Source organism: Streptomyces sp. NPDC028314 (assembly GCF_055565795.1).
Window position 1 is genome coordinate 690,948 of sequence record NZ_JBVHTP010000001.1, and the last position, 24,996, is coordinate 715,943.

Annotated in this window: 22 protein-coding genes and 1 pseudogene; 6 read left to right on the plus strand and 17 right to left on the minus strand. The window is 73.4% G+C overall.

From position 1 onward, the window contains the following. Positions 1–88: 88 nt before the first annotated feature. Positions 89–1,003, minus strand: a complete 915-nt coding sequence (locus tag ACZ4TG_RS03160; RefSeq protein ID WP_468159578.1) for a nitroreductase/quinone reductase family protein — start codon at positions 1,001–1,003, stop codon at positions 89–91. Positions 1,004–1,286: 283 nt separating this feature from the next. Next, positions 1,287–2,864 (minus strand): MocR-like pyridoxine biosynthesis transcription factor PdxR, encoded by a 1,578-nt coding sequence (pdxR, locus tag ACZ4TG_RS03165; protein ID WP_468159579.1) that lies wholly within the window; start codon positions 2,862–2,864, stop codon positions 1,287–1,289. Between the two features lie 29 nt (positions 2,865–2,893). Here pdxR and ACZ4TG_RS03170 point away from each other — a divergent pair, with 29 nt between their 5' ends. Together ACZ4TG_RS03170 and ACZ4TG_RS03175 are read left to right on the plus strand one after the other, a co-directional pair. Continuing rightward, the gene (locus tag ACZ4TG_RS03170; protein WP_468159580.1) at positions 2,894–3,820 is read left to right on the plus strand and encodes an EamA family transporter; all 927 of its coding nucleotides are present in this window, start codon (positions 2,894–2,896) and stop codon (positions 3,818–3,820) included. 56 nt (positions 3,821–3,876) lie between these two features. After that, positions 3,877–4,776, plus strand: a complete 900-nt coding sequence (locus ACZ4TG_RS03175; protein WP_468159581.1) for a helix-turn-helix domain-containing protein — start codon at positions 3,877–3,879, stop codon at positions 4,774–4,776. On the opposite strand, the gene ACZ4TG_RS03180 is transcribed toward ACZ4TG_RS03175, so the two are convergent. From ACZ4TG_RS03180 to ACZ4TG_RS03195, 4 genes are all read right to left on the minus strand, one after another. Continuing rightward, positions 4,764–8,201, minus strand: a complete 3,438-nt coding sequence (locus ACZ4TG_RS03180; protein ID WP_468159582.1) for an endo-alpha-N-acetylgalactosaminidase family protein — start codon at positions 8,199–8,201, stop codon at positions 4,764–4,766. The genes ACZ4TG_RS03175 and ACZ4TG_RS03180 overlap by 13 nt on opposite strands. A 167-nt stretch (positions 8,202–8,368) precedes the next feature. Next, the gene (locus ACZ4TG_RS03185; protein ID WP_468159583.1) at positions 8,369–8,743 is read right to left on the minus strand and encodes a YbjQ family protein; all 375 of its coding nucleotides are present in this window, start codon (positions 8,741–8,743) and stop codon (positions 8,369–8,371) included. Positions 8,744–8,817: 74 nt separating this feature from the next. Continuing rightward, complete coding sequence (locus ACZ4TG_RS03190) at positions 8,818–9,519, minus strand: response regulator (RefSeq protein ID WP_468159584.1); 702 nt, start codon at positions 9,517–9,519, stop codon at positions 8,818–8,820. Between the two features lie 13 nt (positions 9,520–9,532). Further along, positions 9,533–10,729 (minus strand): sensor histidine kinase, encoded by a 1,197-nt coding sequence (locus ACZ4TG_RS03195; protein ID WP_468159585.1) that lies wholly within the window; start codon positions 10,727–10,729, stop codon positions 9,533–9,535. A 359-nt stretch (positions 10,730–11,088) separates the two neighbouring features. Between ACZ4TG_RS03195 and ACZ4TG_RS03200 the strand changes: the two genes are divergently transcribed. Beyond that, positions 11,089–11,907, plus strand: a complete 819-nt coding sequence (locus ACZ4TG_RS03200) for an SAM-dependent methyltransferase (protein ID WP_468159586.1) — start codon at positions 11,089–11,091, stop codon at positions 11,905–11,907. Positions 11,908–11,962: 55 nt separating this feature from the next. Here ACZ4TG_RS03200 and ACZ4TG_RS03205 read toward each other — a convergent pair whose 3' ends face one another. From ACZ4TG_RS03205 to ACZ4TG_RS03220, 4 genes are all read right to left on the minus strand, one after another. Then, positions 11,963–12,871: a helix-turn-helix domain-containing protein gene (locus ACZ4TG_RS03205; RefSeq protein ID WP_468159587.1), complete on the minus strand. Its 909-nt coding sequence runs from the start codon at positions 12,869–12,871 to the stop codon at positions 11,963–11,965. A gap of 89 nt (positions 12,872–12,960) precedes the next feature. After that, positions 12,961–13,194, minus strand: a complete 234-nt coding sequence (locus ACZ4TG_RS03210) for a DUF397 domain-containing protein (RefSeq protein ID WP_468159588.1) — start codon at positions 13,192–13,194, stop codon at positions 12,961–12,963. A 160-nt stretch (positions 13,195–13,354) separates the two neighbouring features. After that, positions 13,355–15,535 (minus strand): bifunctional serine/threonine-protein kinase/ABC transporter substrate-binding protein, encoded by a 2,181-nt coding sequence (locus ACZ4TG_RS03215; RefSeq protein WP_468159589.1) that lies wholly within the window; start codon positions 15,533–15,535, stop codon positions 13,355–13,357. Between the two features lie 46 nt (positions 15,536–15,581). After that, positions 15,582–16,430, minus strand: coding sequence for a hypothetical protein (locus ACZ4TG_RS03220; protein WP_468159590.1), 849 nt, complete (start codon positions 16,428–16,430; stop codon positions 15,582–15,584). A gap of 329 nt (positions 16,431–16,759) precedes the next feature. Here ACZ4TG_RS03220 and ACZ4TG_RS03225 point away from each other — a divergent pair, with 329 nt between their 5' ends. Beyond that, positions 16,760–17,347, plus strand: a complete 588-nt coding sequence (locus tag ACZ4TG_RS03225; protein ID WP_468159591.1) for a hypothetical protein — start codon at positions 16,760–16,762, stop codon at positions 17,345–17,347. Positions 17,348–17,462: 115 nt separating this feature from the next. Here ACZ4TG_RS03225 and ACZ4TG_RS03230 read toward each other — a convergent pair whose 3' ends face one another. The 6 genes and pseudogenes from ACZ4TG_RS03230 to ACZ4TG_RS03255 form a co-directional block, all read right to left on the minus strand. Then, positions 17,463–17,813: a PIN domain-containing protein gene (locus ACZ4TG_RS03230; protein ID WP_468159592.1), complete on the minus strand. Its 351-nt coding sequence runs from the start codon at positions 17,811–17,813 to the stop codon at positions 17,463–17,465. A 16-nt stretch (positions 17,814–17,829) separates the two neighbouring features. Then, complete coding sequence (locus tag ACZ4TG_RS03235) at positions 17,830–18,840, minus strand: phosphatase domain-containing protein (protein ID WP_468159593.1); 1,011 nt, start codon at positions 18,838–18,840, stop codon at positions 17,830–17,832. Positions 18,841–18,843: 3 nt separating this feature from the next. Then, complete coding sequence (locus tag ACZ4TG_RS03240; RefSeq protein ID WP_468159594.1) at positions 18,844–20,052, minus strand: T4 RnlA family RNA ligase; 1,209 nt, start codon at positions 20,050–20,052, stop codon at positions 18,844–18,846. Between the two features lie 58 nt (positions 20,053–20,110). Beyond that, entirely contained in the window at positions 20,111–20,800 is a 690-nt protein-coding gene (locus tag ACZ4TG_RS03245) for a Rossmann-fold NAD(P)-binding domain-containing protein (protein ID WP_468159595.1), read from the minus strand. Positions 20,801–20,933: 133 nt separating this feature from the next. Beyond that, positions 20,934–21,159, minus strand: a pseudogene (locus ACZ4TG_RS03250) (FAD-dependent oxidoreductase); the annotation flags it as partial. Positions 21,160–21,423: 264 nt separating this feature from the next. Then, positions 21,424–21,858: a VOC family protein gene (locus ACZ4TG_RS03255; RefSeq protein ID WP_468159596.1), complete on the minus strand. Its 435-nt coding sequence runs from the start codon at positions 21,856–21,858 to the stop codon at positions 21,424–21,426. Between the two features lie 308 nt (positions 21,859–22,166). Here ACZ4TG_RS03255 and ACZ4TG_RS03260 point away from each other — a divergent pair, with 308 nt between their 5' ends. Beyond that, positions 22,167–22,901 (plus strand): YoaK family protein, encoded by a 735-nt coding sequence (locus ACZ4TG_RS03260; protein WP_468159597.1) that lies wholly within the window; start codon positions 22,167–22,169, stop codon positions 22,899–22,901. 69 nt (positions 22,902–22,970) lie between these two features. On the opposite strand, the gene ACZ4TG_RS03265 is transcribed toward ACZ4TG_RS03260, so the two are convergent. Next, positions 22,971–23,930: a tellurite resistance/C4-dicarboxylate transporter family protein gene (locus ACZ4TG_RS03265; RefSeq protein ID WP_468159598.1), complete on the minus strand. Its 960-nt coding sequence runs from the start codon at positions 23,928–23,930 to the stop codon at positions 22,971–22,973. Positions 23,931–24,186: 256 nt separating this feature from the next. Between ACZ4TG_RS03265 and ACZ4TG_RS03270 the strand changes: the two genes are divergently transcribed. Then, entirely contained in the window at positions 24,187–24,957 is a 771-nt protein-coding gene (locus tag ACZ4TG_RS03270; protein WP_468159599.1) for an urea transporter, read from the plus strand. The last annotated feature ends 39 nt before the right edge of the window (positions 24,958–24,996 follow it).

Here is a 24,996-nt window from a genome sequence, read left to right on the forward strand (position 1 = left end):
CGCGCGACCCGCCCCGAGGTTGCCGCCGTTCCCGAAAAACTTTTCGCGAGTTTCCGGGAGCGCCCCGCCCGCCGCGGTGCCGTCGGCCTCAGGCCGCCGCGGGCGGCCCCGGAGGCCACGGGACCTCGGCCAGCAGCGGCAGCAGCGCGTCCTCCTCGTAGTCGAGGTGGGCGTTCAGCTCGGCCGACATCCGCCCGAGCTCGGTACGGAACCGTTCCGGTTCCGCGATGGCGATGCCGCCCAGGAGGGCGACCAGCTCGCCCTGGAGGCGGGCGACCGTGCGGTGTTCGTCGCGGAGCCGGTCGAAGGTGGCGGTCAGGTGCGGGTGGTGGACGGCGATGCCGGGGAAGAGGTGCGCGTCCTCGGCCGTGTGGTGGAACTCCAGCGACTGGCAGAAGGCCAGGCAGCGCTGGCGGATCTGGAGCCCGAGCGAGGGGGGCGGCGGCTCCCCCGGGCCCGTGTGCGCCGCGAGCGCGCTGAAGTGGGCCTCCACCTCGGCGCTGACGTGACGCAACTGGGCTCGCAGCCAGGTGTGCACCTCCAGCAGTTTGTCGGCCAGGTTCGCGGCCGCGCGGGGCGCCTCCCAGCCGTCGGGCTCGGCCCGCTCCAGCACCACGACGGGCAGCACCCGCGTGGTGCGGGCCTGGTAATCGGCGTACCCGGGGGCCACGCCGACCACGAGCGCGAACAGTTCGGCGCGCCGCGGCTCCTCGGCGGGGACGGCGAGGGCTTCGAAGTTCTCGGTACCGGTCTCCACGCGGACCACGGGGTGCGCGAGCAGGTTGTGGTACCAGTCGGGGTGCCGGGCGGCGCCCAGGTTCGACGCGACGAGCAGCAGGGCGTCGCCGTGGCGGACGTAGCCGAGCGGGTTGGTCCGCTCCGTCCCCGTGCGTGCGCCGGTGGTGGTCAGCAGGAGCAGGTCCTCCCCCTCGAAGGGGCCGCCGACCTTGCCTCGGTTGGCGCGGAACTCCTCGATGACGGACTGGTTGAACGATGTGGGCATGCGGGTTTCTGTCTCCGGTGAACGGGATGGGTGCGCACCGCGGCACGCGGACGCCGACGGCGTGCTGCGGTGTGGCGGTGCGGCGCGGGAGATGACGCGAAGGGGCAGCAGCCGACTCGGGCTGCGCGGCGTCAGATGCGGGGAGCGGAGTGTGAACTCATGGCGGTACCCCTGAGTGAAGGGTGTTCGCCCGACTGCCGGCCGGCCCACTGCTCTTTGGCCGGCGTCACGCGACACCGGTGCCATTACATGCGTGCGGCAGCCGAGTTGTCAACGCAGAAGATCATCTGCGTGCCGGGGCCGCCGGGCCACGGCCTCGGTCCCGGCCCCGGAGCGTACGCAGCGCCGCGCCCAGGAGCGCGACGCCCTCCTCGATCTCGCCGACCGGCCCGGCCGCGTAGCCCAGGACCAGCCCCGGCGCCCCGGGGGCGAGACGGTGCCAGGACAGGGGGTGCGCCTTGACTCCGAGCGCCAGTGCGGCCGTTGCGAGGGCGGTGTCGTCGAAGGCCGCGCCGTCGAAGGTGACCATCAGGTGCAGGCCCGCCGCCGCGCCGTGGACCCGGGCACCGGGCAACCGCTCCTCCACCGCGCGCAGCATCGCGTCCCTGCGGCGGCGGTGCCGGCGCCGGACGAGGCGCAGGTGGCGTTCGAGCTCGCCGGACTCCATCAGCCGGGCCAGGACGAGCTGTGCCAGGACGGGGTTGCCGAGGTCGGCGTAGCGCTTCGCCGCGACCACCGCGTCCAGCAGGCGCGGGGGTACCAGCAGCCAGCCCAGCCGCAGGGCCGGCGCGAGCAGTTTGGAGACGCTCCCGGCGTAGCAGACCGCTTCCGGCAGCAGGGCCCGCAGCGCGGGCACCGGCGCCCGGTCGTAGCGGTGTTCGGCGTCGTAGTCGTCCTCGATGACCACTCCCCCGGCCGCCGCCCAGCCCAGCAGTTCGCGGCGGCGTTCGCCGTCGAGGACGACCCCGGTCGGGAACTGGTGCGCCGGGGTGAGCAGCACCGCCTGCGCCCCGCCGGCGGCGAGTTCGGCCACGTCCAGCCCGCCCTCGTCCACCCGTACCGGCACCGTCTCCAGCCGCCCGTACTCCAGTTGCTGCCTCGCGCCGAGCGAGCCGGGGTCCTCCACCGCCACCCGTCGTACGCCGTCCTCGCGGAGCACCTGCGCCAGCAGCCCCAGCGCCTGGGCCACGCCCGCGACCACGACCACCTCGCCGGGGTCGGCCCGGATCCCCCTGTTCCGGCCGAGCCAGCCGACCACCGCCTCGCGCAGCGCGGGCGCGCCCTGCGGGTTCCCGTAGCCGAAGTCGGCCGGGGTGAGCTCCGCGAGCACCCGGCGTTCGGCCTGGAGCCAGGCCGTACGCGGGAACGCGGCCAGGTCCGGCACGCCCGGTGAGAGGTCGATCCGGCAGGGCACCGCGCGCAGGGCGTCCACGAGGGCGGCCCCGGGCGCGGGCCGGGCGAACGGGTCGGCCCGGCCGGCGCCGGCCACCGCGGGACCGGGCGCCGGGCGGGGCGCGGCAAGGGGCGCGGCGACGACGATCGTGCCCGCGCGGCCGCGGCCCACCACCTGGCCGGCGTCCGCCAGCCGCTGGTACGCCTCGGTGACCAGCCCCCGGGACACCCCGAGTTCCGCCGCGAGCAGCCGGCCCGCCGGGAGCCTGCTGCCCAGCGGCAGGGTGCCGTCCTCGATGGCGGCGCGGATACGGGCCGTGAGCCACTCGGTCCGGCCCCGGGCCGGAGCCCGGCCCATGTCGAGCAGGAGGAAGTCGGACCCGTCGCTCCCCGCGGCGCCGCTGTCGGCGGCGGGCCGGCCGGGCTCCGCTTTGGACCCCTTGGACCGGCTCTCTTTGGCACTGCTCATGGGTCCAATGCTGGCAGAGGCTGGCCGGTATGAACGCATCCGCATCCTCCGCCCCGCTGCGCGACCTCGCCCCCGGCATGGTCGGCATGGCGCTCGTCGGCAGCAGCGTCTCCGTCTCCAGCTCGCTGACCGCCGCCCCGCTGTTCGCCGCCCAGGCCGTGCGGTACACGGCCGCCGCCCTGATCCTGCTCGCCCTCGCCCGGGCGGCCCGGGTCCCGGTCCTGCGTCCCCGGGGGCGGGAGTGGCTGTGGCTGGCCGGGGTCGCGGCCACCGGTCTGGTGCTGTTCAACGTGGCCGTCGTACGGGGCGTCGCGCATGCCGAACCGGCCGTGATCGCGGTGGCCGTGGCCTCCGTACCGATCGTCATGGGGCTGGTCGGTCCGCTGCTGGAGGGCCGCCGGCCCAGCCGTCGGGTGCTGCTGGCCGCGCCGGTCGTCGTGGCCGGGGCGGTGCTGGTGGAGGGGACCGGCCGGACCGATGCGGCCGGCGTGGGCTGGGCCGCTCTCGCGCTGGGCTGCGAGGCCGGGTTCACCCTGCTCGCGGTGCCGGTGCTGGGCCGCCACGGTCCGTGGGGGGTGTCCGTGCACGCGGTGTGGCTGGGGGCGGTGATGCTGGCGGGGCTGACGGCGCTCGTGGAACGGCCCGCCGACCTGGTGGAACTCGGCCCGGCGCAGTGGGCGGCCGTCGGGTACCTGGCCGTGATGGTGACCGCCGTGGCGTTCCTGCTCTGGTACCGCACGGTGCTCGCGGTGGGATCCGGCCGGGCCGGGCTGCTGACCGGGGTCGCGCCGCTGGCCGCCGCCGGGGCCGGGGCCGCCGCGGGCGGCGGGGTGCCCGGGCCGGCGGTGTGGGCGGGCCTGGCGGTGGTGATCGCCGGGCTGGCTCTGGGACTCCGCCCGCAGAAGGTGCCGGCGGCCGGGCCGCGTACCGCCGAGCGGGAACCCGCCTCCCCCTGACCGGCCGCCCGGTGGAGGGCTTGAGGGCGCCCGGCCCGGTGGATCACAATCCGCAGATGCCGACGCCCCCGTACAGCGGTCCTCCGTACAGCAGCTGGATGCGGTACTTCTCGCCGACGGCCAACCACCGGCGGCTCGGCCTGGTCTGTCTCGGCGTGGGGGTGCAGCAGGGGGTGCTGCCGGTCGTCGGGCCGCGCGTGCTCGACCACCACGTGGCGGTGGTCGTCAGCAGGGGCCGGGGGTGGTTCAGCCACGGCGGGCGGCCTCCGCAGCCGGTGACCGCGCCCGCCCTGCTGTGGCTGATACCGGGGGTGGTGCACCACTACGGCCCGGACCGGGGCAGCGGGGGCTGGGACGAGTGCTTCGTGGACTTCGCCGGCCGCAGCGTCGAGGCGTACACCGACCTCGGCTACGTCACCCCGGACCGCCCGCTGGTCGCGCTGAGCGGGACGGCCGGGGTGGAGCACGTGATCGACGGCATCGTCCGGGCCGCCCGGCGCGGCGGCCCGCTGCTGGAGGTGGAGGCCGCGGCGGCGGTGCACGCCCTGCTGGTGGCCCTGCGCTACGCGCGGGCCGGGGTGTCCCGGCACGGGGACGCCGTGATGGACGCCCTGGCGCGGGACGCGCTGCTGCCGATCTCGGTGGCCGAGCACGCGGCCCGGCTCGGGATACCGCTGCCGGAGCTGCGCGGTGCGGTGCGGCGCAGCACCGGCGAGGGGGTCAAGGAGTACCTCCTCGGGATCCGGCTGAGCCGGGCGAAGGAGCTGCTGGCCCGTACCGACCTGCCGGTCGCCGGGGTCGCCCGGCGGGTCGGTTACGAGGATCCCGCGTACTTCAGCCGGCTGTTCAGCCGCCGGGTGGGCATGGCCCCGGTCCGGTTCCGTGCCCAGCAGTCGCTCCGGCCGGGATCAGCGCAGCCACCCGCGCGGCCGCAGCCGCGGCCTCACGGCAGGTAGCCGATGTTGAGCTCCGCGACCGAGGTCCAGGGATGGCCGCCCACCTCCCGCGTGGCCTTGAGCCGGACGTAGCGGGCCGTCCGCGCGGGGAAGGCCACGTCCTGCTGCGCGGCGCTGTCCGGGAAGGTCCCGGTGGCGGCCGGCGTGCCCCAGTTCACCCCGTCGGTGGAGGTGAGGACCTGGTAGTCGGCGATCCGGCCGTTGCTCTGCGTCTGCCGGGGCAGGCAGTGCAGCGCGGAGACGTTGTAGGCGGCTCCGAGGTCCAGGGTGATCTCGTGCGGCATCGGCGCGGTGGCCGCGTACCACTGGGTGTGCCAGATGGTGGAGCCGTTGCCGTCCAGGACGTTGGCCGCGCTGCCGTTCTCCCCGGCGGTCTCCTGGCTGTCGACGGCCTTCACGCTCATCCGGCTCTGGGGTACGAGCAGTTCACCGCCGCCGCCCGGGCCGAGGTCGTCGACGGTGAGATCGTCGAGGATGAGGTCGGCCTCGTCGTGGGAGTCCTCCGCGGTGACCTTCCGTACGCCGAACCAGGCGTCGGCCCCGGCGGTGAAGGTCTTGGTGAAGGTGGTGGCGGTACGCGCCTGGTTCAGGTCGGTGGCGGTCTCCGTGGCGCCCGAGCCGGTGACGAACCGGTAGTCCCCGCCGAAGCCGTTCTCGTAGCTGAAGGTCACCTTGTACGAGCGCCCCTGCGTCAGGCGCAGCGTCTGGGGCAGGGTGCGGTAGAGCAGGCCGGTGCGCTCCTCGTGCGATTTGAGGGAGTTCTGGCCGCTGATCACGTCGTCGACGAGCTTGCCGTTCCATCCCGCCTGCGTGTAGGGGGCGTTGCGCTGCGCGATGTGGGTACGGGGGTCCGTGGCCGAGCCTCCGGCGCCGCCGAAGGCGAAGGGTCCCCAGCCGGCGTCGACGTTCTCGAAGTCCTCCGCGAACCAGTGGCCGCCGAGCGGGGTGCGGGCGGAGCGGACCACCCGGACGTCGTCGAGGTGGACGGTGCCGGATCCGGCCGCGGCGGACAGTGCGAGGGTGGCCGTGGACCGGCCTGCCGGGACGTCGAAGAACACCTTCATCCGCTGCATCGCGGTGCCGTTCTTCTCGCTTCCGCCGAGGTTGTTCGTCAGCGGTGAGGAGTCGGCGTACACGGAGGCCGGGGAGCCGCCGGCCGGGGTGACGGCGAGGGTGGCGGCCCGGCCGGCCGGGGTGGAGACCCAGACGGAGGCGGCGTAGGTGCCGGGGGTGAGGCCGGTGAGCTGCTGGGAGACGGCGGGGGCGGTGCCCGCCGCCATGGTCAGCTCGTTCTGGCCCTGGGCGTTGCGGGTGACGGCCGCGCCGGCCGCGGTGACGGTCCAGGAGTCCAGGGTGCCGGAGTAGAAGGAGGGGTCCTTGACGGGGGTGCCTTCGCCCCAGTTCGGGTCGGCCTGGGCGGGCGCGGCGCCGTTGGTGACGACGTACGCGGTCCTGGCGGCGGCGTTGAGGGTGACCTGTCCCCGGCTGACGGTGAGGTCGCCGACCAACCGGCGTCCGGTGTAGGTGAGTTCGTACAGCTTGGGGGCGGACCAGCCGGCGGGCAGGGTCCAGGTGGAGGCGCCGCCCGCGTCGTTCCAGTGGTAGAGCTTGCCGTCGCGCGGGAGCAGGAAGCCGGAGCCGTTCAGGACGGTCCGGCCGGCGGTGGTGATCTTCCGGGTGCCGCCGGCGGTGGTGACGGTGGTGCCGTTGGCGAGGGTGACCGTGTCGGCCGTCCACTTCACGATGGGGGATTCCTGGAGGTACTTGGTCGGCAGGTTGACGGCGAAGGTGGTGTTCAGGAAGGCGGGGTGGTCCTTCCTGCCCTGCCAGCCCTCGTACGCGGTGACCTCGGCGCCGCCGAGGAGCGGGTTGCGGGCGATCCAGTCGTCCTTGGTGTGGTTGGCGATGAACCGGACGATGTTCGAGTTGATGCCCTTCAGGTCGCTGCCGCCGTAGTCGACGTCGGTCGCCCAGTGGTGCCAGAGCGACTGTTCGGTGAGGGTGTTGGGGAACTCGGTCGCCAGCTGGAAGCCGAGTCCGGCGATCTCGCGCTGGAGCTTGCGGGAGACGTACCCGTCCCCGTACCAGACGTCGACGTAGAGGAAGTCGAGCCCGGGGGCCGCCGCCTTGAGGTCCCGGAGGCGGCTCAGCCGCTGCCCGGACTGGCCGTCCTTGCGGGTGTCCACGTAGTACGACTGGTCGAGCCAGTCCCAGCCGAGGCCGCCGCTCTGGTGCGCCGGGTCGAAGGTGGCCGAGACCGGGTACTCCTCGGTGGCGTTGACGTGCACGCCGAAGTCGGCGTTGTAGGCGTGGCCGGCGGTGGTGAGGGCGTTCAGGCCGGCGGCGCCGCCCAGCTTGGAGCCGATGTTCTTGTAGTCCATGTGCGCGGAGTCGTGGCCCTCGGAGGCGTAGCCCTTGAGCAGGACGAACTGGCCGAGACCGTCCGTCTCGAGGCTGACCCGCTTGGTCTCGTCGAGGGTTTGCGCGAAGGGGTGGGTGGCCTGGGAGGCGAAGTTGAAGGGGATGCGCTGGACGACCCGGTTCGCCGTGTCCTGCCAGCCGGTGGGCGGGGTCCAGATGTCGCGGTAGGCGACGGCCGCGTCCTGCCAGTCGACGACGGAGTCGGCGTTGCGGTCGGCGGTGATCGCGACCCGGACGTACGGGAGGGGCTCGGTGTCGGTGTCCGCGGCTCCCGCGGCCCGGTAGAGCCAGGAGCCGCTCCACAGGCCCGCGCGGCGGTAGGAGCCCTTGTCGGTGACCCGCTTGCTGATCCGGCCGTTGTCGCGGGCGGTGCCGCCCGACGGCTGGTCGTAGAGGGAGTTGGAGTCGATGGCGGCGGCCAGCTTCCCGGTGTTGAGGAGCCCGTACATCACCGTCGTCGCCGCCGGGTCCACGGGGGTGGAGGCGGTGACGGGGGTGAAGGTGTCCCCCGTGCCCGTGGTGGCGGTGTGCATGGTCGCGGTGGACAGGCTCGCGCCCGGCTGGTCGCTGCGGACGCTGACGAGGTGGTGGTCGGGTATCGCGAGGCTGCGTACGCGCAGCGCGGGCGTGTCCTCGATCGCGGTGACCTTGAACTCCACGACCGAACCGGTCACCGAGAGACGGGATCTGATGGTCACTCCGGAGAAGGCCAGCGCGTAGTCCACGCCGGAGGCGGAGGGCGTCGAGGTGACCGTGGGGGTGTACGCGGTCCCATTGACGACGACGGCGGAGACCGGGTCCACGTTGCCGTCCAGAGTGTCCCCGGTGGCGCGCCGGGTGTAGCCGATGACACGGGGGAACCCGCTGTCGACGCGGACCGACAGCTCGGGCGAGGCGATGGTGACGGGCGTGGCCGCCGGGGCGGCCGACACGGGTACGGACACGACGAGGGTGGCGATGAGACCGGCGACCGCGGCTGCGGCCGGCCAGAGGGGGGTGCGCATCGGGCCTCCGGGAATCGGCGCTTCCTTGCACGGAAGACCGCACGGCTCCGGAGCCCTGCGGTCCGCTCACTGACCTGACAGCTTGCGGACCACGGGCACGGCAGGCCCATGGACAAAGCGGAGCCCTGTCCTGGACTTACGGATGCGCCGACAGGCGCCGAGGGGACCTACGTGGAGGCGGGCACCAGCACGACGGCCGTCCCGTACGCGCACACCTCGGTACCGACGTCGGCGGCCTCGGTCACGTCGAAGCGCATCATCAGCACGGCGTTCCCGCCCCGGGCCTTCGCCTGTTCGATGAGGCGGTCCATGGCCTGGTTCCGGGTCTCCACCAAGGTCTTGGTGAGACCCTTCAGCTCGCCGCCGATCATGGATTTCAGGCCCGCGCCGATCTGGCTGCCCAGGTGCCGCGAGCGCACGGTGAGTCCGAAGACCTCACCGATGACCTGCTCCACCCGGTAGCCGGGCACGTCGTTGGTCGTCACGACCATCACGCCGGTCTGCTGCGCCCCGGGGCCGCCGCCGTAGTCTTCGATACCCATGGGACCCACTCTGGCTCGGCGGGACGCGGCCCGCATCCCGGGCCGGACCAGGGGTGCGGCCGGACGGTCCCCGGTCAGGCGGGGTGGCCCGCGATCCCGGACTCGTGCGCCAGGACCACGGCCTGGGCGCGGCTGGACAGCCCGAGCTTGCTCATACAGCGGTGTACGTGGGTCTTGACGGTCGCGGGGCTGAGTACGAGCCGCTCCGCGATCCCGGCGTTCGACAGCCCGGCCCCGACCAGGCCGAACACCTCCCGCTCGCGCGGGGTCAGCAGGGCCAGGCCGGGGTGCGGGGCGCGGGCGGCCGGGGCGGCGTACGTGTCGATCAGGCCGCGCAGGGCCTGGGGGCTGAACAGCATCTCGCCGGCGTGGACGGTGGTGATCGCGGAGAGCAGCCGGTCGGGCGGGGTGTCCTTGAGGAGGAACCCGGCCGCCCCGACCCGTAGCGCGCGCAGGACGTACTCGTCGGAGTCGAAGGTGGTCAGCATCAGCACCTTGGGCAGGGGCGCGCCGGCCGGGTCCGGGCCGGAGAGCGGAGCAGCGGCCTCGTCCCGGCCTGGCCGGGCCAGGATCCGCTCGGTGGCGGCGATCCCGTCGGTCCCCGGCATCCGGATGTCCATCAGCACCACGTCGGGCCGCGTGGCGGCGGCGAGCCGGACCGCTTCCTCCCCGTCGGCGGCCTCACCGACCACCTCGAAGCCGGGTGCGGCGGTGAGCAGCGCGGTCAGCCCGGACCGGATCAGGAACTGGTCGTCGACGACGAGTACGCGCGTCATCCCCGCCCCCTCCTCACGCACCGTGGCCGGCCCTCGGCACCGGGACCCGCAGACTGACCTCGAACCCGCCGTCCGGGACGGGCTCGGCGGTCACCGTACCCTGGTAGATCGTCGCCCGCTCCCGCATGCCGATCAACCCCTGACCTGCCGCTGCCCGGGCGCCGGCCGCAACCCGGGGTGCCCGGTGCCCGCTCCCGTCGTCCGTGACCCGGACCCGGACCTCGTCCTCGCCGTAGTGGACGCGGACGGTGGTGTGCGCCTGCGGGGCGTGCTTCAGCACGTTCGTCAGCGCCTCCTGCACGACCCGGTAGGCGCACAGGTCGATCCCGGGCGGCAGCGCGTACGCCGTGCCCGTGATCGCCACCTCGACCGGGACCCCCGCGTCGCCGACCCGCTTGACCAGTTCGTCGAGGCGGCCCAGCCCGGACACCTGCGGCGTCTGCCGCGGCAGCGGCGCGCAGTCGGCCTCGCGCAGGACGACCAGCATCCGGCGCATCTCCGCGAGGGCCTCGCGGGCACTGCCCGCGACCGTGTCCAGGGCCCGGCGGGCGGTGGGCGGGTCGGAGGTGAGGACGTACCCGGCGAGACCGGTCTGGACGGAGATCACCGAGACGTGGTGGGCGATGACGTCGTGCAGCTCGCGGGCGATCTGGATGCGCTCCTCCATGACGGCCCGGCGGGCCTTCTCCTCCTGCTCCAGGCGGAGTTGGCGGGTGAGCTCGCGCAGCCGCCGGGAGCCGTCGCCCGTCACCCAGCAGACGATGGTGGTGACGGTCACGAAGCCCACGCTGAGCGGCCCGATGCCCGGTTCGGCCAGCCGGGTCCCCCAGAGGAGGACGAGGAGCGAGACCACCGCGCAGCGCGCCGACACCCTGCGGGGCCGGTGGGCGGCGACGGTGTAGAGGGCGAGGGCCAGCCCGCACACGACGACCACGTGGTAGTAGCCGAGCGTGAAGTACGCGCCGACGCAGAGAGCGGTGCTCGCCAGGACGGCCACCGGGAAGAGACGGCGCAGGGCGAGCGGCAGGTAGACCGCTGCCAGCAGGGCGTAGGCGAGGGGGTCGGTGTCCCGCCAGTAACCGTTCGGATCGGGCCAGTTCCGGAGCATGGTGGCCGAGATCCAGAGCGAGCCGACGGCGTACACGATCTCGCCGACGACCGGAAGCCCGGTACGGAGCAGACCTCTTGCCGGATGCGCCGACAGCTGCACTTCAAACCCCCCATGAGTACACCCATGGTTGTACAGGGTCACCCCCGAGGGGGGTAGGCGGATTTCAACCTGTGGATGGGCGAGGGCTACCCGGTCCGGGCCGTAGATTTCTCGTGTGCCGGCCACCTGACCGGCCTCGGCCCCTCCCCCCGGGGCCCCGCCGCGCGGCCGTGCCCGTTCGGGGGCGGGCACGGCTCCGCGTGCGCCCGCTGCCGGGGCGGGCACGAGTTCGCGCGCACCCGTCCCGGAGCCCCGCGTCCCGGCCGGTACCCCCGCGAGTGATTGGCAGGCCGCCCGACGACTCCCTACCATGGGCCGACCCCTGGACCACGGGCCCGGCAGGGCCATGAGGAGGGCACATGGAGTTAGGGAACAACCCCGAGTCTCCCCTGATCGACATGCACACCCCCAGCGTCGCGCGGATGTACGACTGGCTCCTGGGCGGTGTGGAGAACTACGCCAGCGACCGCGAGGCCTGTACCAGGCTGCTGGAGATCGCACCCAGCACCCAGCTGCTGGCCCGGAACAACCGGGCGTTCCTCAGCCGGGTCGTCCGGATCCTCGTCGAGGACTACGGCATCCGGCAGTTCCTGGACCACGGTTCCGGCCTGCCCACCCAGGACAACGTCCACGAGGTGGCCCAGCGCGCCGACAAGAGCTGCCGGGTCGCGTACATCGACAACGACCCGATGGTCCTCGCGCACGCCCAGACCACCCTGCACGACAACGCCGGCACGCTCGTGATCCCCAGGGACCTGCGCGACACCGAGGCGATCCACACGGCCACGCGGGAGTTCCTCGACTACGAGCAGCCCGTCGCCGCGCTCTTCGTGTCGGTCCTGCACTGCATCCCGGACACCGACGACGAGCGTTCCCCGTCCGCCGTGGTCCGCCGGACGGCGGAGCTGCTGGCGCCCGGCAGCTTCATGGTCATCTGCCAGCTCGTCAGTGACGACCCGGTCGTACGCGACGACGTGACCCGGCTCATGGAGACCACCACGCACGGCAATTGGGGGCGGGTCCGGGAGCCGCACGAGGTGCGGCGGTACTTCGACGGCCTTCGGATCCTCGAACCGGACCTGGTCGACGTGGTCGACTGGCGTCCCGACGCTCCCCCGCCGCCGCCGGAGAACCGGCCGAGGGACTGGGTCGAGTGGGGTGGTGTGGGCCGGCTCTGAGGCCCGCCCGGCGCTCCTCCCCCGGCCCGCCCTGCCCGCCCGGCCCGTCTGGCCCTCAGCAGTACTGCCGCAGCGCCTCCTCGATCAGTGTCCGGCTCCGCTCCCTGGAGACGGCGGACTTCCGCAGGTTGCTCAGGGCGTTGCGGTGGTCGTCGAGGGCCCGCGGCCGGGTCACGTAGTTCGCGCCGTTGATGTGCTCCACGTACGCCAGCTCCGCCGGGCCGCCGTCGCGGAACTTCAGGTGGGTGATGGGGTACGGCGGCGCGGCCGAGTAGCCCCAGCCCATCTCCAGGATGCGGATGTTCACCTTGGCGACCTCGCCGGCGCGCAGCAGGTGCGTCAGCTGCCCGCGCATCACTTCGGCGCTTCCGCAGCGCCGCTGGAGCACCCCCTGGTCGAGCAGGACCGTGAGCCTCGGCACCGCGCCCTCCATCAGGTGCAGCTGGCGCTGCGTGCGCAGCTGGACGACCCGTTCGATCTCGTCCTCGGGGGCGCTGGGCATCACGGCCCTGGCCATGTGCCAGGCGTACTCGGGGGTCTGGAGGATGCCCGGGACGACGAGGTTCTCGTAGACGCAGATCTCCTCCGCGTCGCCTTCCAGCTCGATCAGGCGGCGGAGGAAGCCGGGGGTCACGTCGCTGTACTGCTCGTACCACTCGCAGTCCTGGGCGTGCTCCAGGAGGCGCTGTACGGTGCGCATCGCGTCGGCGTCCAGGCGGTAGTGGCGGGCCAGGTCGAGGACGTCGCGCGCCTTCGGGGGGCTTTCGCCGCGCTCCAGACGGCTGAGCTTGGAGACGGATCCGCGGATGACGGGGGCCGCGTCCCGCAGGGTGAGGCCGCGGAGCTCCCGCCATGACCGCAGTTCCTGTCCGAGCACACGGCCGGCCGCCGCCCGGCCGTGCTCCCTCGCCAGCGGCACGACGGAAGCAAGGGGCTCGGGCAGCGGTTCAGGGAGCGCAGACATACGAACTCCAATATGACCGGGGCAGATCGCAGTCCTCAGAATGGGGTGCGACGGGCTGCCGTTCCAAGCCTTGGCCTAAGGTTTGGCCCTCATCCGGTCAGCTGATCAAATTCGGATCGTTTGGCACCGTCGATGAACGCCTCGATCTCGGCGGCGGTGAAAATCAGGGCCGGCCCGTCGGGAAATCGCGAGTTGCGCACCGCCACTTCGCCGCCGCCCAGTGCGGCCACCTCCACACAGTTGCCGTTGCCCACGCTCGCCCGGCTCTTCACCCAGACCGCACCGGGAATCCCACTCGCCACGACACCATTGCGCAACTGCATGATGAGACCTCTCCTCGTCGGGGGCGCATGATCCTGCAATCCCATATGGGATTGCAGGACAAGCACTTACGAGAATGCTAGCCAGCCGCAGGGTGCGCGGGAGTCCCCCGAAAGGGTGCGTCGGCCTTCCGCCATTCATGCGGTGCGAATCCGCCACGCGTCAGCCGGGCCAGGCCGTCCAGCGGTCGCCCAGCAGGCGGAACCGGCCCGCGGCCACCTCGTAGAAGGACAGGCCCTCACCGGTGAAGGTGCCGTTCGCCGGCTCGAAGGCGTACTTCTTCGAGACGCCCTGGTACGTGGTCCCGCGCACGGTGGGCACCAGGTCGCCCCGGCCGACCTGCGCGCGGCCCAGGCCCGTGGCGCAGCGGGCCAGGAGGTGGACCGCGTCGTAGGCCTCCGCCGCGTAGAGCGGGGCCGGGGTGTTGCCGTACCGGGCCCGGAAGGCGGTGTCGAAGGCCCGGGCGGCGGCGGCCGGGGACGCGGCCGGGTCGAGCGCGGTGGAGACCAGCAGCCAGCCCTCGGCGCTCCCACCGGCCTCCGCCGGGAAGCGCGGGTCGTGTACCGCCTGGGTGGCGAGGACCCGGCCCCGGTATCCGGCCGCCGTCAGGGCGCGGGCCAGCCGGGCCGCACCGGAGGGGCCGCCGCCGTAGAGCACCGCGCCTGCGGCGGCCCGTACGGCGTCCTGGGCGACCGGCCCGTGGTCGGCGTCGGCGGCCACCGTCGCCGGGGTCATCCGGCTCTTGCCCGCGCGGAGGGCCTCGCTGAGGGCCCGGGTGGTCTGCCAGCCGTACGGGGTGCCGTCGTCCACGACGAAGGTGGCCCCGCGGTCGCGTGCGGTCAGGTACTCCACGACGGGCCGCATCTGGTAGGCGTCGTTGGGACGCAGGCAGGTGAAGACCCGGCTGATGTGGGTGGTGTCCCCGTCGGAGACGCTGAGTACGGGCAGGCCCGCCTGGTCGTAGCGGGCGAGGACCGCGCCGACGGCGGCCCCGCTGGTGGCGGCCAGCACGGCCACCACCGCGGTGTCGGCGGCGAGGCCCGCGGCCGCGGTGCCGGCCGGGCCGGCCGCTCCCTGGTCGTCGGCCTCCACCAGCCTGAAGGTGAACGGCAGTTCCCTGCGGGCGGAGAGCTCCTCGACCGCCAGCCGGGCGCCGTCGCGCTGGGCCCTGCCCACGTTCTGGCCGGGGCCGCTGAGGTCGGCCTGGAGCCCGATGGCCAGGGTGGGGCGTACGGGGTCGGCGCCCTTGCCGGCCGGCTCGCCGTCGCCGCGTACGAGCCAGGCCGCGGTGCCGCCCCCGGCGGCGAGGGTGAGTGCGGCCGCCGCGAGGAAGGCCCGGCGGCGGGGGCGCGGCCGGGACCCGGCGTCCGGCTCCGGCGGGGCGTCCTGGGCGGACGCGGTCTCCGTCACGGGCGCGGCCGCCGCAGCGGATGCCGTCGCGGATGCCGTCGCCCGGGTCGGCTCGATGTCGGGCAGTTGCAGCATCTGCGCGGAGCGTTCGGCGATCAGCTGGAGCAGCGGTCCGGGCAGCCAGGAGCCGTCCGTGTCCCCGGTCAGGGTCTCCTGGAGCTCCTGGGCGGTCGGCCGGTCCCCGGGGGCCTTGGCCAGGCAGGCGGCGACCGCGGGCAGCAGCGTGTGCGGGATGCCGGCCGTGTCGGCGGTGTCGTGGACCGTACGGAAGAGCATGGCTTCGACCGGACCCGAGCCGAACGGCCGCCGCCCGGTGACCGCGTACGCGAGCACGCACCCCAGTGAGAAGAGGTCGCTGGGCGGCCCGACGTGCCCGCCCTGGGCCTGCTCGGGCGAGAGGAAGCCGGGCGAGCCGATGACCACGTCGGTGGCGGTGAGCACGGTGTCGTCGAGGGCCCGGGCGATCCCGAAGTCGATGAGCCGCGGCCCGTCGGTGGCCAGCAGCACGTTGGCGGGCTTCACGTCCCGGTGCACCAGCCCGGCCGCGTGCACCGCGCCGAGCGCCTCCGCCAGCCGCGCCCCGAGGTGCCGGACGCTGTCCGGCGGGAGCCCGCCGGAGCGGGCGACGGCATCGCTCAGCGGCGGCCCCGGAACGAACTCCGTGGCGAGCCACGGCGCGGGCGCCTCCGTGTCGGCGTCCACCACCGGCACGGCCCACGGGCTGCGGACCCGGCGGGCGGTGGCGACCTCGCGCCGGAAACGGACCCGGAACGCCGGATCGTCGGCGTACTCGGCCCGGACGAGCTTCACGGCGACCAGGGCCCCGCCCCCGGACCGGCCGAGCAGGACGACGCCCATGCCGCCCGCGCCGAGCCGGCCGAGGATGCGGTACCCGCCGATGCGGGCTGGATCGGTGGTGTGCAGCGGCTGCATCAGGCAGGACTCCCGCCCCCGCGCGCGGCGGCCGCGCCCGATCCGGTCACTTCAGCTCCAGTTCGATGCGGTAGAGGGCCTTGGCGCCGCCCTCGGCGGCCAGCAGCAGGAGGTCCCTGATCTCGTACCCCTGCGCGCCCTTGACGGAGAGGGCCATCACGACGGGTCCGATGCGGGACTTGGTCCACACGTACTTCTGGGGACCGCCGGAGTCGGCCGAACCGTACGTGCCGGACTCGAACATCGAGGCGTCGGCGTTGAGCACGTCCTTCTGCGGCATGTGCATCGACATCAGCCCCTGGAGGGACTGCCCGCCGCCGAGGTCCTGGTCGGGGCAGCGGAAACTCTGCTGCACGGTGTCCTTCATGTCGGCGTCGGCGGCCGCCGCGTCCCGGTGGACGGAGATGGTGACCGAGCCGAGCACCCTGCCCTTGCCGTCCTTGGCCGGCACGTCGATCTTCCGCGTGTAGCTGTCGAGCACGTCCGCCGGCAGGTCTCCGCGCGACCACGCGCAGTCCGCCGACAGCACGGGCCAGTTGCCGCCGCTCTCGTACGGGTCGTGCCGCACCATGCCCGCCGACCAGCTGTCGGGGTCGAGCTGGGCGGCCCGCGTCAGGCGCCGCGCCTGCTCGGCGGTGTGCGGGACACGGGCGGGATCCGGGGTGAAGTCGTAGGCCGTCGGCAGGGTGCCGGGGGCCGTGCCGGAGGGGGCGGGAGCGACAGCCGAGGGCGGTACGGAAGTCGGGGCCGAGGCCGAGGCCGTCGGTCCCGGCCGCGGGTCCGCTCCGGTCCGCGTCTCGCCGTCCGAACCGCAGCCCGCCAGCAGCAGCGCCCCCGCCAGTACCCCGGCCGCCAGCCCCGCGGTCAGCTCCGTTCTCGCCCGAACACGCCGCATGTCCGCCCCCTGAATCGTCGTGCGACCCTCTCGTGCGGCTCACGGTAGCGGGCCGGGGACCGAATCTCCTGAGTAGGGACCCCCAACCCTCTGAGTACCAGAGGCAGTTGCCCTCCCGGCCGATGACGGCACCGCCGCGGTGTCTGCGGACGGGGACCGGCGGCCCGAGCGGCCGGACCAAGAGACAGATTGGGCATATCGGGCTAAACGGCCGCGCGCCGCCGGGGTCTCGTGTCGCCGCGTCGCCATAGTCATCCGTGGCAACCGACAGGTTGCCGCCCGGACCGCTTGCCGCGGCCGGGCGGAACTCTTCGTAGAGGAGCCGGCGCATGCTGAAGCCAACCAGGACCATCCTCGCTCTCGCCACCGGAAGCCTGGTGCTCGGCCTGGTCGGCGCGAGCACCGCGATCGCCGACCAGGGCTCGATGGGCGCGATGCAGAGCCACCAGACCGTCCGCGACGACGACGATCCCGACTACGACTACGACTCCGACGAGGACTACGACAAGCTTGACCACGCCTGGGGCAAGGTCATCTCCGGCGGTCCGCTGACCGTCCGCAACAAGCCGAGCACGCACGGGTACCGCGTCGGCAAGGTCTACCCGCACCAGAAGCTCGAGATCGAGTGCAAGTGGCGGGGCGAGAAGGTCGACGGCAACAACATCTGGTACCTGCTGGACGGCGTGGAGCGCGAGGAGCACAGCGGCCGCGAGGACCACAAGCGCGAGGACCGCAAGGACCGAGAGGACCGCGAGGACTACGAGGACGGCGTGGACGGCGTGGACGGCGAGGACCGTGCGGCCCACAAGGACCGCAAGGACCGGAAGGACCGCAAGGACCGCAAGGACTACGAGAGCCGCTGGGTCTCCGCCCGCTACGTCAAGAACCTCACCCGGGTGGAGTGGTGCCGCGGCTGACCCGAGCGGTCTACGTCCGATCCGACGGCCGGGAGTCCGGCCCCCCGCAATCCGGGGGGCCGGACTTCCGGCTGACGGGCGTTCACACCGGCCCGCCGCGTGAGCGCCCGTCCGGTCAGTCCCCCGGGCGCACGCTGCGCGGGCCTTCGCACCGGGCGCCGTACGCCCGCACCCGCTCACGCAGTTCCCGGTCCGCCGTGACCACCACGCAGCCGCCGCGCTCCGCGTAGGCCGCGGCCAGCGCCACGATCCGGTCGTCCCCGCTGCCCGGCGCCGAGTCCACCCGTACTCCGGGCACGGACTCGACGCCGCGCGCGGCGCCTTCGACGACCAGGATGATCTCCTCATCGGCGTCCCGCTCCGCGAGCCGGTCGCGCAGCCGCTCGGCCGCGCCCCGGCGGTCGCGCCACCAGCCGTCCGGGACGGACCCCACGACGTTCGCGGCGTCGACAATCAGCACCTTCACGTTCGGCGGCCGCCGGCTAGAAGGCGCCGTAGTTGACCTGCCAGGTGGGCAGGCCCATCCGGCGCCAGACCGCGACCACCCGGTCCCGGTCGTCGAGCGAGACCCGTACCGCGTAGCGGTGGCGGACGTGCGCGTCGAACAGCTCGGCCTTCACGATGTCGTCGCGGCGGACGTCTCCGGCGGAGCGCATCCACAGCTCGTCGTACGGGACCTGGTGCCGGTCCAGCCAGGCCTCCGTCTGCGGCCGGTGCTCCTCGCCCCGGCCGGACAGCAGCACGATGACGCTGCCGTCGGCGCGCCGGAAGGCGTCGAGGGCCGCCCGCACCGGTTCGTTCAGCGCGTCGATCTCGCAGCGCGTGAAGTCGTACGGGCTGCGGTCGCCGGTCAGGGCGAGCGTGCCGTCGATGTCGCACATCACCGCGGCGGGCAGCGTCGGGTCCGGAACGTACGGCTCCACGGCCGGCTGGTCGTTGAGCCACTCGGCGGTGAGCTTCCAGCCGCCCTTGCGGGACTTGGCGTGCTTGTCGGCCAGGATCCGGATGACCTCCTCGCCGACCCTCCGCTCGCGAGCGGCGTCCCGCCTGAGGCACTCCTCGATCGGGACGTCGGTGAAGTCGTGCACGACGAAGGTCGCGAGGCCCGCGACGGCGGCCTTGAGGCGCTTGGGGATGTTCGGGGTGAGGTGGGTGTTGTCCACGACCACGTCGAAGCCGCCCTCGACGGCCGCCCGCAGCGCCGCGTCCTGGACCTCCAGGACGGTCTGCTCGTGCTTGTACGAGAGACCGCGCCCATGATCGGGCCCGTCGAACATGACCCGCAGGTCGTCCAGGTTGACGCGGCGCATCCGGCCTCCGGACCCGGCCTGCAGGGCGCGAGCGGCGGTCGTCTTGCCCGAGGCGGGCAGACCCGTCATGACGTGGACGACGGGGCGGGTGCGTTCGGGGGACTCGGGGGCTGTCGCCTCGTGGTCGGCAGCCTGCGTTTCGGGGGCCGCCGGCGCCTCGGCGGCAGCCGCGTTGTCGGACACGGGTCAGTTCTCCTCGTCGGTGGTGAAGGGGTCGGCCGTCTCGGGCCGGACGGCTCGCCAGGTGACGAGCTCGGTCGACTTGCCGTCGAGCCGCAGGAACATCGTGGAGCGCAGGACGCCCGCGGGGAGCTGCTTGGCGGCGCGCGCGAAGGCGCCCCGGTCGGCGGCCAGGTGCTCCAGCCCCCGGAAGGCCTCGTCGACGGCGCGTTCCAGCTCCGCGGCCGCGTCCTCCAGCCGGACGATGACCTCCCGCACCCAGGTGTCGAACTCGTCCGGCACCTGTTCCAGCAGCGCGTCCAGCGGCTTGCCGCTCCAGGCCGCCACATCCGCGGCCGTGCAGTTCAGGCCCTGCGCGAGCTGCTTGGCGGGCAGGCCGGCGAAGCGCTGGATGCCGTGGCTGCGCCAGATGTCCCGCTCCGTGACTCCGGTGAGCACCTTGTGCAGCCGTACGTACTCGGCGATCTTGGCCTTGGCGCGGACGCCGGAGGCGAAGCGCAGCACGAAGCCCTCGGCGTCGGTACCGGTGGCGGCGCCGCCGCCGGGCAGGGTGTTGGACTCCGTCAGCGCGAGCAGTTCGGCGAGCGGCATGGCGGGCCACACGGTGACGACGGACCCGATGCCCTGCCAGTGCGCGGCGGCCTCGGCGAGCGGCACCTCGGTGCCGTCCGCGCCGAAGGCGGCGAGGAGGACGAGGTCCCGGCGGTCGCCGTAGTCCACGACGATGCGGTTCTGCGGGTAGAGGATCTCCGCGAGGTAGGTAACGCCCGGCACGAGCGCCGCGGTGTCCCGGCCGTCGAGGCGGCGCTGCGCCCAGGTCGCCTGGGTGCTGATGAAGGAACCCTTGGACGCGACGCGCCACTGGCCGGCGTAGTGGAAGACCACGGCGAGACTGCCGTCGACCTTGTCGTACACCTCGAACGGCTCGTCGGGCAGGGCCGGGGCGTACGGCTGGCCGGACTCGTGCTCGCCGACGTTGAAGAACTTCGGCAGCGGCAGGGCGACGATCCGCCCGGTGGCGTCGTCGGCGACGAGGCCCCGGCAGCGCGTGGTGACCTGGTTCCAGACGCGCTCGTACTGTGCCGTCCGCGTGTACGTGTAGATGGACAGCGGCAGTTCGGGGTGCGCCTTGCGGGTCACGTGCCCGGCGTCTATGGCCGCGGCGAGCTCCTGGGCGGGCAGCAGGTCGTGCAGAGTCAGGTGGTCCTGGCTCATGGGGTTCCTCCCGGTTCGAGATGGTTGATTCTCTCGTGCGGGAGGGTCGCCCCGGTACTCAATTATGCCTGGTCCGCGGGGTGCTCCCCAGCCGGTTGATGTCGCGGGGGCGCAGGACGCGGGTGGTGGTCCCGGTGCCCGGGGTGGCAACGGCGATCATGGCGCGTCCCAGGGCCTCGGTGGTGGTGACGAGGTGGGGGGCGAACCGGCGCAGGACCGGGAACAGGGGCGCGGTGACGGCGTAGGCCACCCGGTAGAGCCGCGTCTTGGAGGGCATGCCGCCGACGGGCTGGACGATGCCGGGGCGGAACATGTAGGCCTGGAAGGGGAGTTCCAGCAGGTCGTTCTCGGTCTTGCCCTTGACCCTGGCCCACATGGAGCGGCCCCGTTCGGTGCTGTCCGTGCCCTCGCCGGAGACGTAGGCGAAGGTGAGGCCGGGGTTGGCGGCGGCGAGGGGGCGGGCCACGGCGAGCGTCAGGTCGTAGGTGATCCGGCGGTAGGCCTCCTCCTTCATGCCGACCGAGGAGACGCCGAGGCAGAAGAAGCAGGCGTCGTAGTCCGCCAGCTCGGCGGCGACCGGGGAGAGGTCGGACGGGTCGTGCTGGACGAGCTCGCGCAGTTTGGGGTGGGTGACGCCGAGCGGGGTGCGTCCGATGGACAGGACGCGCTCGACGGACGCGTCGCGCAGGCACTCGCGCAGGACGCCCCGTCCGATCATTCCGGTTCCGCCGAAGAGGATGACGTTCACGTGGGCAGCGTAGTGCGTGGCCGGGCCTCGCGGGACGGGCCGTACGGGACGGGGCCTTATGCGGTGGCGCCGCTCGGACGGGGGTGGCGGCAGCGGCGCCACCCGCTCCTGGGCCGGCCGGGCACGGATCGGATCAGTTCAGCCGTGGTGGAACCCAGGTGTGGTGCCGAAGGATCACGCGCGTTGCGGCGCGGGAGGGTGTCAGCCGCATCGCGCGACGGCCCGGCTGCGCGGCCGGCGCTCGGGGTCGTAGCGGGAGAGCGCGGCCTGGGCCATGGGCTCGACGGCGAGCGCGGCGGCCAGGTGACCGCGTCCTCCAGCGCCTGGCAGGCACCCTGTCCGAGGTTGGGCGTCATCGCACGGACGCGGGGCGAGGCCGTCTGGCTGTTCCTCAACCGCGCACAGCGTGACGGACGTCGAGAATCACGCTCACATCTTGCTGACATGCGTCGACGGACTGATCTTCGACCGGCTGGGGTGAGCGGTGGCCAAGTACCGCGCGAGGCCCTCGAAGGCCTGGTCGCCGCCGCCCAGCGCCAGGACTCGGGCGTCCCCGGCCCGCTCGAACCGGCCCGCAGCTTCACCTGTCTCCGCCGCCCGTGCCGTCATTCCGAAACGATCGGTCAGTGGCTGATGCAGAGCTCGTTTCCCTGCGGGTCGGCGAGGGTGGTCCAGGTGCTGGGGCCCTGGTTGCCTTCGTGGAGGAGCTTCGCGCCCTTGGCGACGAGCCGCTCGACCACGGCCCGCGGATCGTCGGCGCCGGTGCGGACGTCGAGGTGGACGCGGTTCTTCACCGTCTTGTCCTCCGGCACGAGCTGGAAGAGGATCCTCGGCGCGCGTTCCAGGCCCTCCGGGTGGCGGATGCCGATTCCGACCTTCCAGACGAGGACGCCGCGGTGGGTGGTGGTGTCCTCCTCGCGGGCGTGGCCCTGCTCGACCATGCGGCGGATGAACGCCTCGTCGCTGGGCTCCACTTCCCAGCCGAGGGCGTCGGCCCACCAGTCGGCGAGCGGATGCGGATCGGTCGAGTCGACGGTCACCTGAAACGTGTATGCCATACCGGAACCCTACCCAGCCGCGGGGCTCCGCGCCGGAAGACCGGCGCCTCGTCGAATTCCGGGTCGCTCCCCCCTGGGCGGTTCGCCGGCCGGTACGTTTTCTGCGACGAAAGCCTTTCCTCCGCCCCCGCCTTTCATGGGGCGGTTCCCCGTTTCCGATCCTCCGGATGTCCCCGTCGGAGCGGGCCGGAAGTCATCGACCATTGCGCCGAACGGGGTTCTCGGATGGAATTCGACCAGGTGGGGCGGGCGGTCGTCGCGGACGGCGAACTGCCGGCCGGGGCCGCCCGGCGGCCGGGGGCGCGCCGGTGAGCCGGAACTCGGTCCTGCGGGTGCTGGCCGACCGGCTGTTCCCTCCCGCACGCGACGAGGCAGGCGGAGCCGTCCGGCCGCACGGGGTGGTGCCACCGCTGCTGGTCCTGCTCACCTTCGTGAGCGGACTGGTCGACGCCGTGAGCTACCTCGGGCTCGACCACGTCTTCGTCGCCAACATGACCGGCAACGTGGTCTTCCTCGGCTTCGCGCTCGCCGGGGACCGGGAACTCTCCGGCGCGGCCTCGGTACTGGCCCTGGGCGCGTTCATCGTGGGGGCGGGGGCCGCCGGGCGGCTGCGCCGGTCCGGAACGGCCGCCTGGAGCGGGTCCCGGCTGTTCGGTCCGCTGGTGGCCGCGCAGGCCGTCCTGGTGGCCGGGGCGCTGGCCGCGACCGCCGCGGGCGGCCGGCAGCTCGTCCTGGTCGGCCTGCTCGCGTTCGGCATGGGGCTGCAGAACGCCGTCGTGCACCGGCTCGGCGTCCCGGACCTCACCACCACCGTGGTCACCCGGACCCTGACCGGCCTGGCGGCCGACCCCTGGGGCCCCTCCTCCGTACGGCGCCTGGTGTCGGTGGCGGCCCTGCTCTGCGGGGCCTTCGGCGGCGGGCTGCTGACCCTGCACCACGGCGCCCGCTGGGCGCTGCTCGCGGCGGTCGTGCTGCTGGCGTGCGTGGCCGTACTGGGCTTCCGTACGACGGACGGGAGGGACGGACGGGACGGGCGGGGATAGGCGAGGCGGCCGGGACGGGCGAGGCAGCCGGGACGCGCGAGGCGGGCCCGAGGCCACGTAGGTCCCGGGTCAGACGCGCCCGGCCGCGCGCCGGGCCAGGGCGAACGCGGCGCAGGTCAGCAGGCAGGCGCCCACCGCGATCCACAGCAGCACCTCCCCCACCGGGCGCAGCCAGTCGATCCCGGCCGGTCCGGCGGTGGACAGGCAGGCGGTGGCCGTCATACCGAGGGGGAAGACGGTCGACCAGCGGCGGACGTCGTAGCGGGGGCGCGGGCTGCGCAGCTCGGCGGCGAGCAGGACGGCGTACCAGACCAGCGAGAGGCCCAGGGCCACCAGCGTGGCGGTACGCAGCGCCTCGTGCGCCGGACCCGTCCAGACGGGTGAGGCCGTGAGCTTCGATCCCGCGAGGGCGGTGATGGACAGCGCCCCGCCCGCCACCCAGTGGTCCCCCGCACCGCCGGTCACCTCGTGGAGGTCGAAGTGCGCCAGGGCCAGCGCGTACAGCAGCACACCCAGGCAGAACAGGGCCAGGGCCGCCCAACCGAGCCAGTCCCGGTGGCAGGCGGTGGAGAGCACCGCCGAGAGCACGGCCAGCCCCTGGGTGGCCACGCAGACGAGGAAGGCGGCGCCGGGCATCCGGCGCTGCCAGTGCCGTACGACGGTGTACAGGAGCCCCGGCCAGAGCACCGCGGCGAGCGCCAGCAGGGCGGCGGCCGCGGTCTGCCAGCCGAACGCGGAGAGCCGGGCGCCGAGCACGGTGGTGGCGGCGACGGCGGTGAGGGCGGGCGGGGTGTCCGCCTCGGCCCGGAAGCGGCCGCGGTCGCTCACCAGCCGGATCGCGAAGTCGGCGGCCAGCAGGAGCCAGAGCGCCCCGGCGACGGCCAGTGCGGCGAGCGACAGCAGGCGGTACCCGGTCAGGTCCAGGCCGATGGACAGGATCCCCGCGGCCATGACGGCCGCGCCGGCGGCGGGCGGCAGTCCGGCCCACCAGCGGCGGCCGCGGGCGAAGCGACCGGGTGCGGGGCTCACCGGTCCAGCGGACACCACCCGACCGCCGCCCGCCAGCCCGCACGCATGCCCTGGACGCACGCATGCCTGCCTGCACGCACGCATGCACGTCTATTGTCGGGGTGTGTTCTGATCGCATTTCCTGAATGCGGAAAAGCAGCACCGGATTTCCGCCGCGTTCCTTTCAAGACACCTGCCGAAGCCGAGGGGGATCGTCTGCCTTGGTATTACTGTTGCCCGTGCGAACGGTTCGTTTTCCCGCATTGGAGAAATGAAAATGCAGGCTGTCATTGCGGAACCGGTCAGAGCCGCCGCCCCCGCTCAGCCCGCGAGCTTCATCCAGGAAGTCCTGCGCGGTCTCGCGCAGGTCGATTTCATGCCGAGCGCCGTCACGGGCATCTTCTTCCTCGCCGCCCTCGCCGCCGCGGGCTGGGAATTCGCCCTCTACGCCCTGCTCGGCAGCGCGGTCGCAACCGCCACGGCGTACGCCTTCGGCATCGACCGCGAGACCGTCGCGGCCGGACTGCACGGGTTCAACGGGACGCTCGTCGCGCTGAGTTTCGCCGTCTTCCTCGGCGCTGACCACCCCTCGACGGTGCTCCTGGCCGTCGGCGGCAGCATCACCGTCGTGGTGGTCACCTCCGCGCTCGCCACCCTCCTCGGGACCTGGAACATCCCCACCTTCACGGCGCCGTTCTGCATCATCGCGAGCGTGATGACGATCTCCGCGCCCGACTTCTCCCGGGTCTGGCACTCCGGCCCGGCGCTCGCCGCGCTGCCGAAGGCCGCCACCGACGGGGTCGCGCAGGGGCTGATGGGCTACAGCAGCGTGCTCGTCGCGATGGCCCTGTGCGGGGTGTTCGTGGTCCGCAGCCGCTGGAGCCTGGCGTACGCCGTCCTCGGCGCCGCCGCGGCGACCGGACACACGGCGGCCATGTCGGCCTTCTTCGACCCCTTCGGCGGCCACACGTTCACCTGGCCGTTCGTGCTGACCACGCTCGTCTTCGTCGCCGCGGTACCGCAGATCCCCCGGCTGCGGCGCACCTGAACCACCGCTCGGTACAGGCCCCTTGCCGGAAGCCTGCCC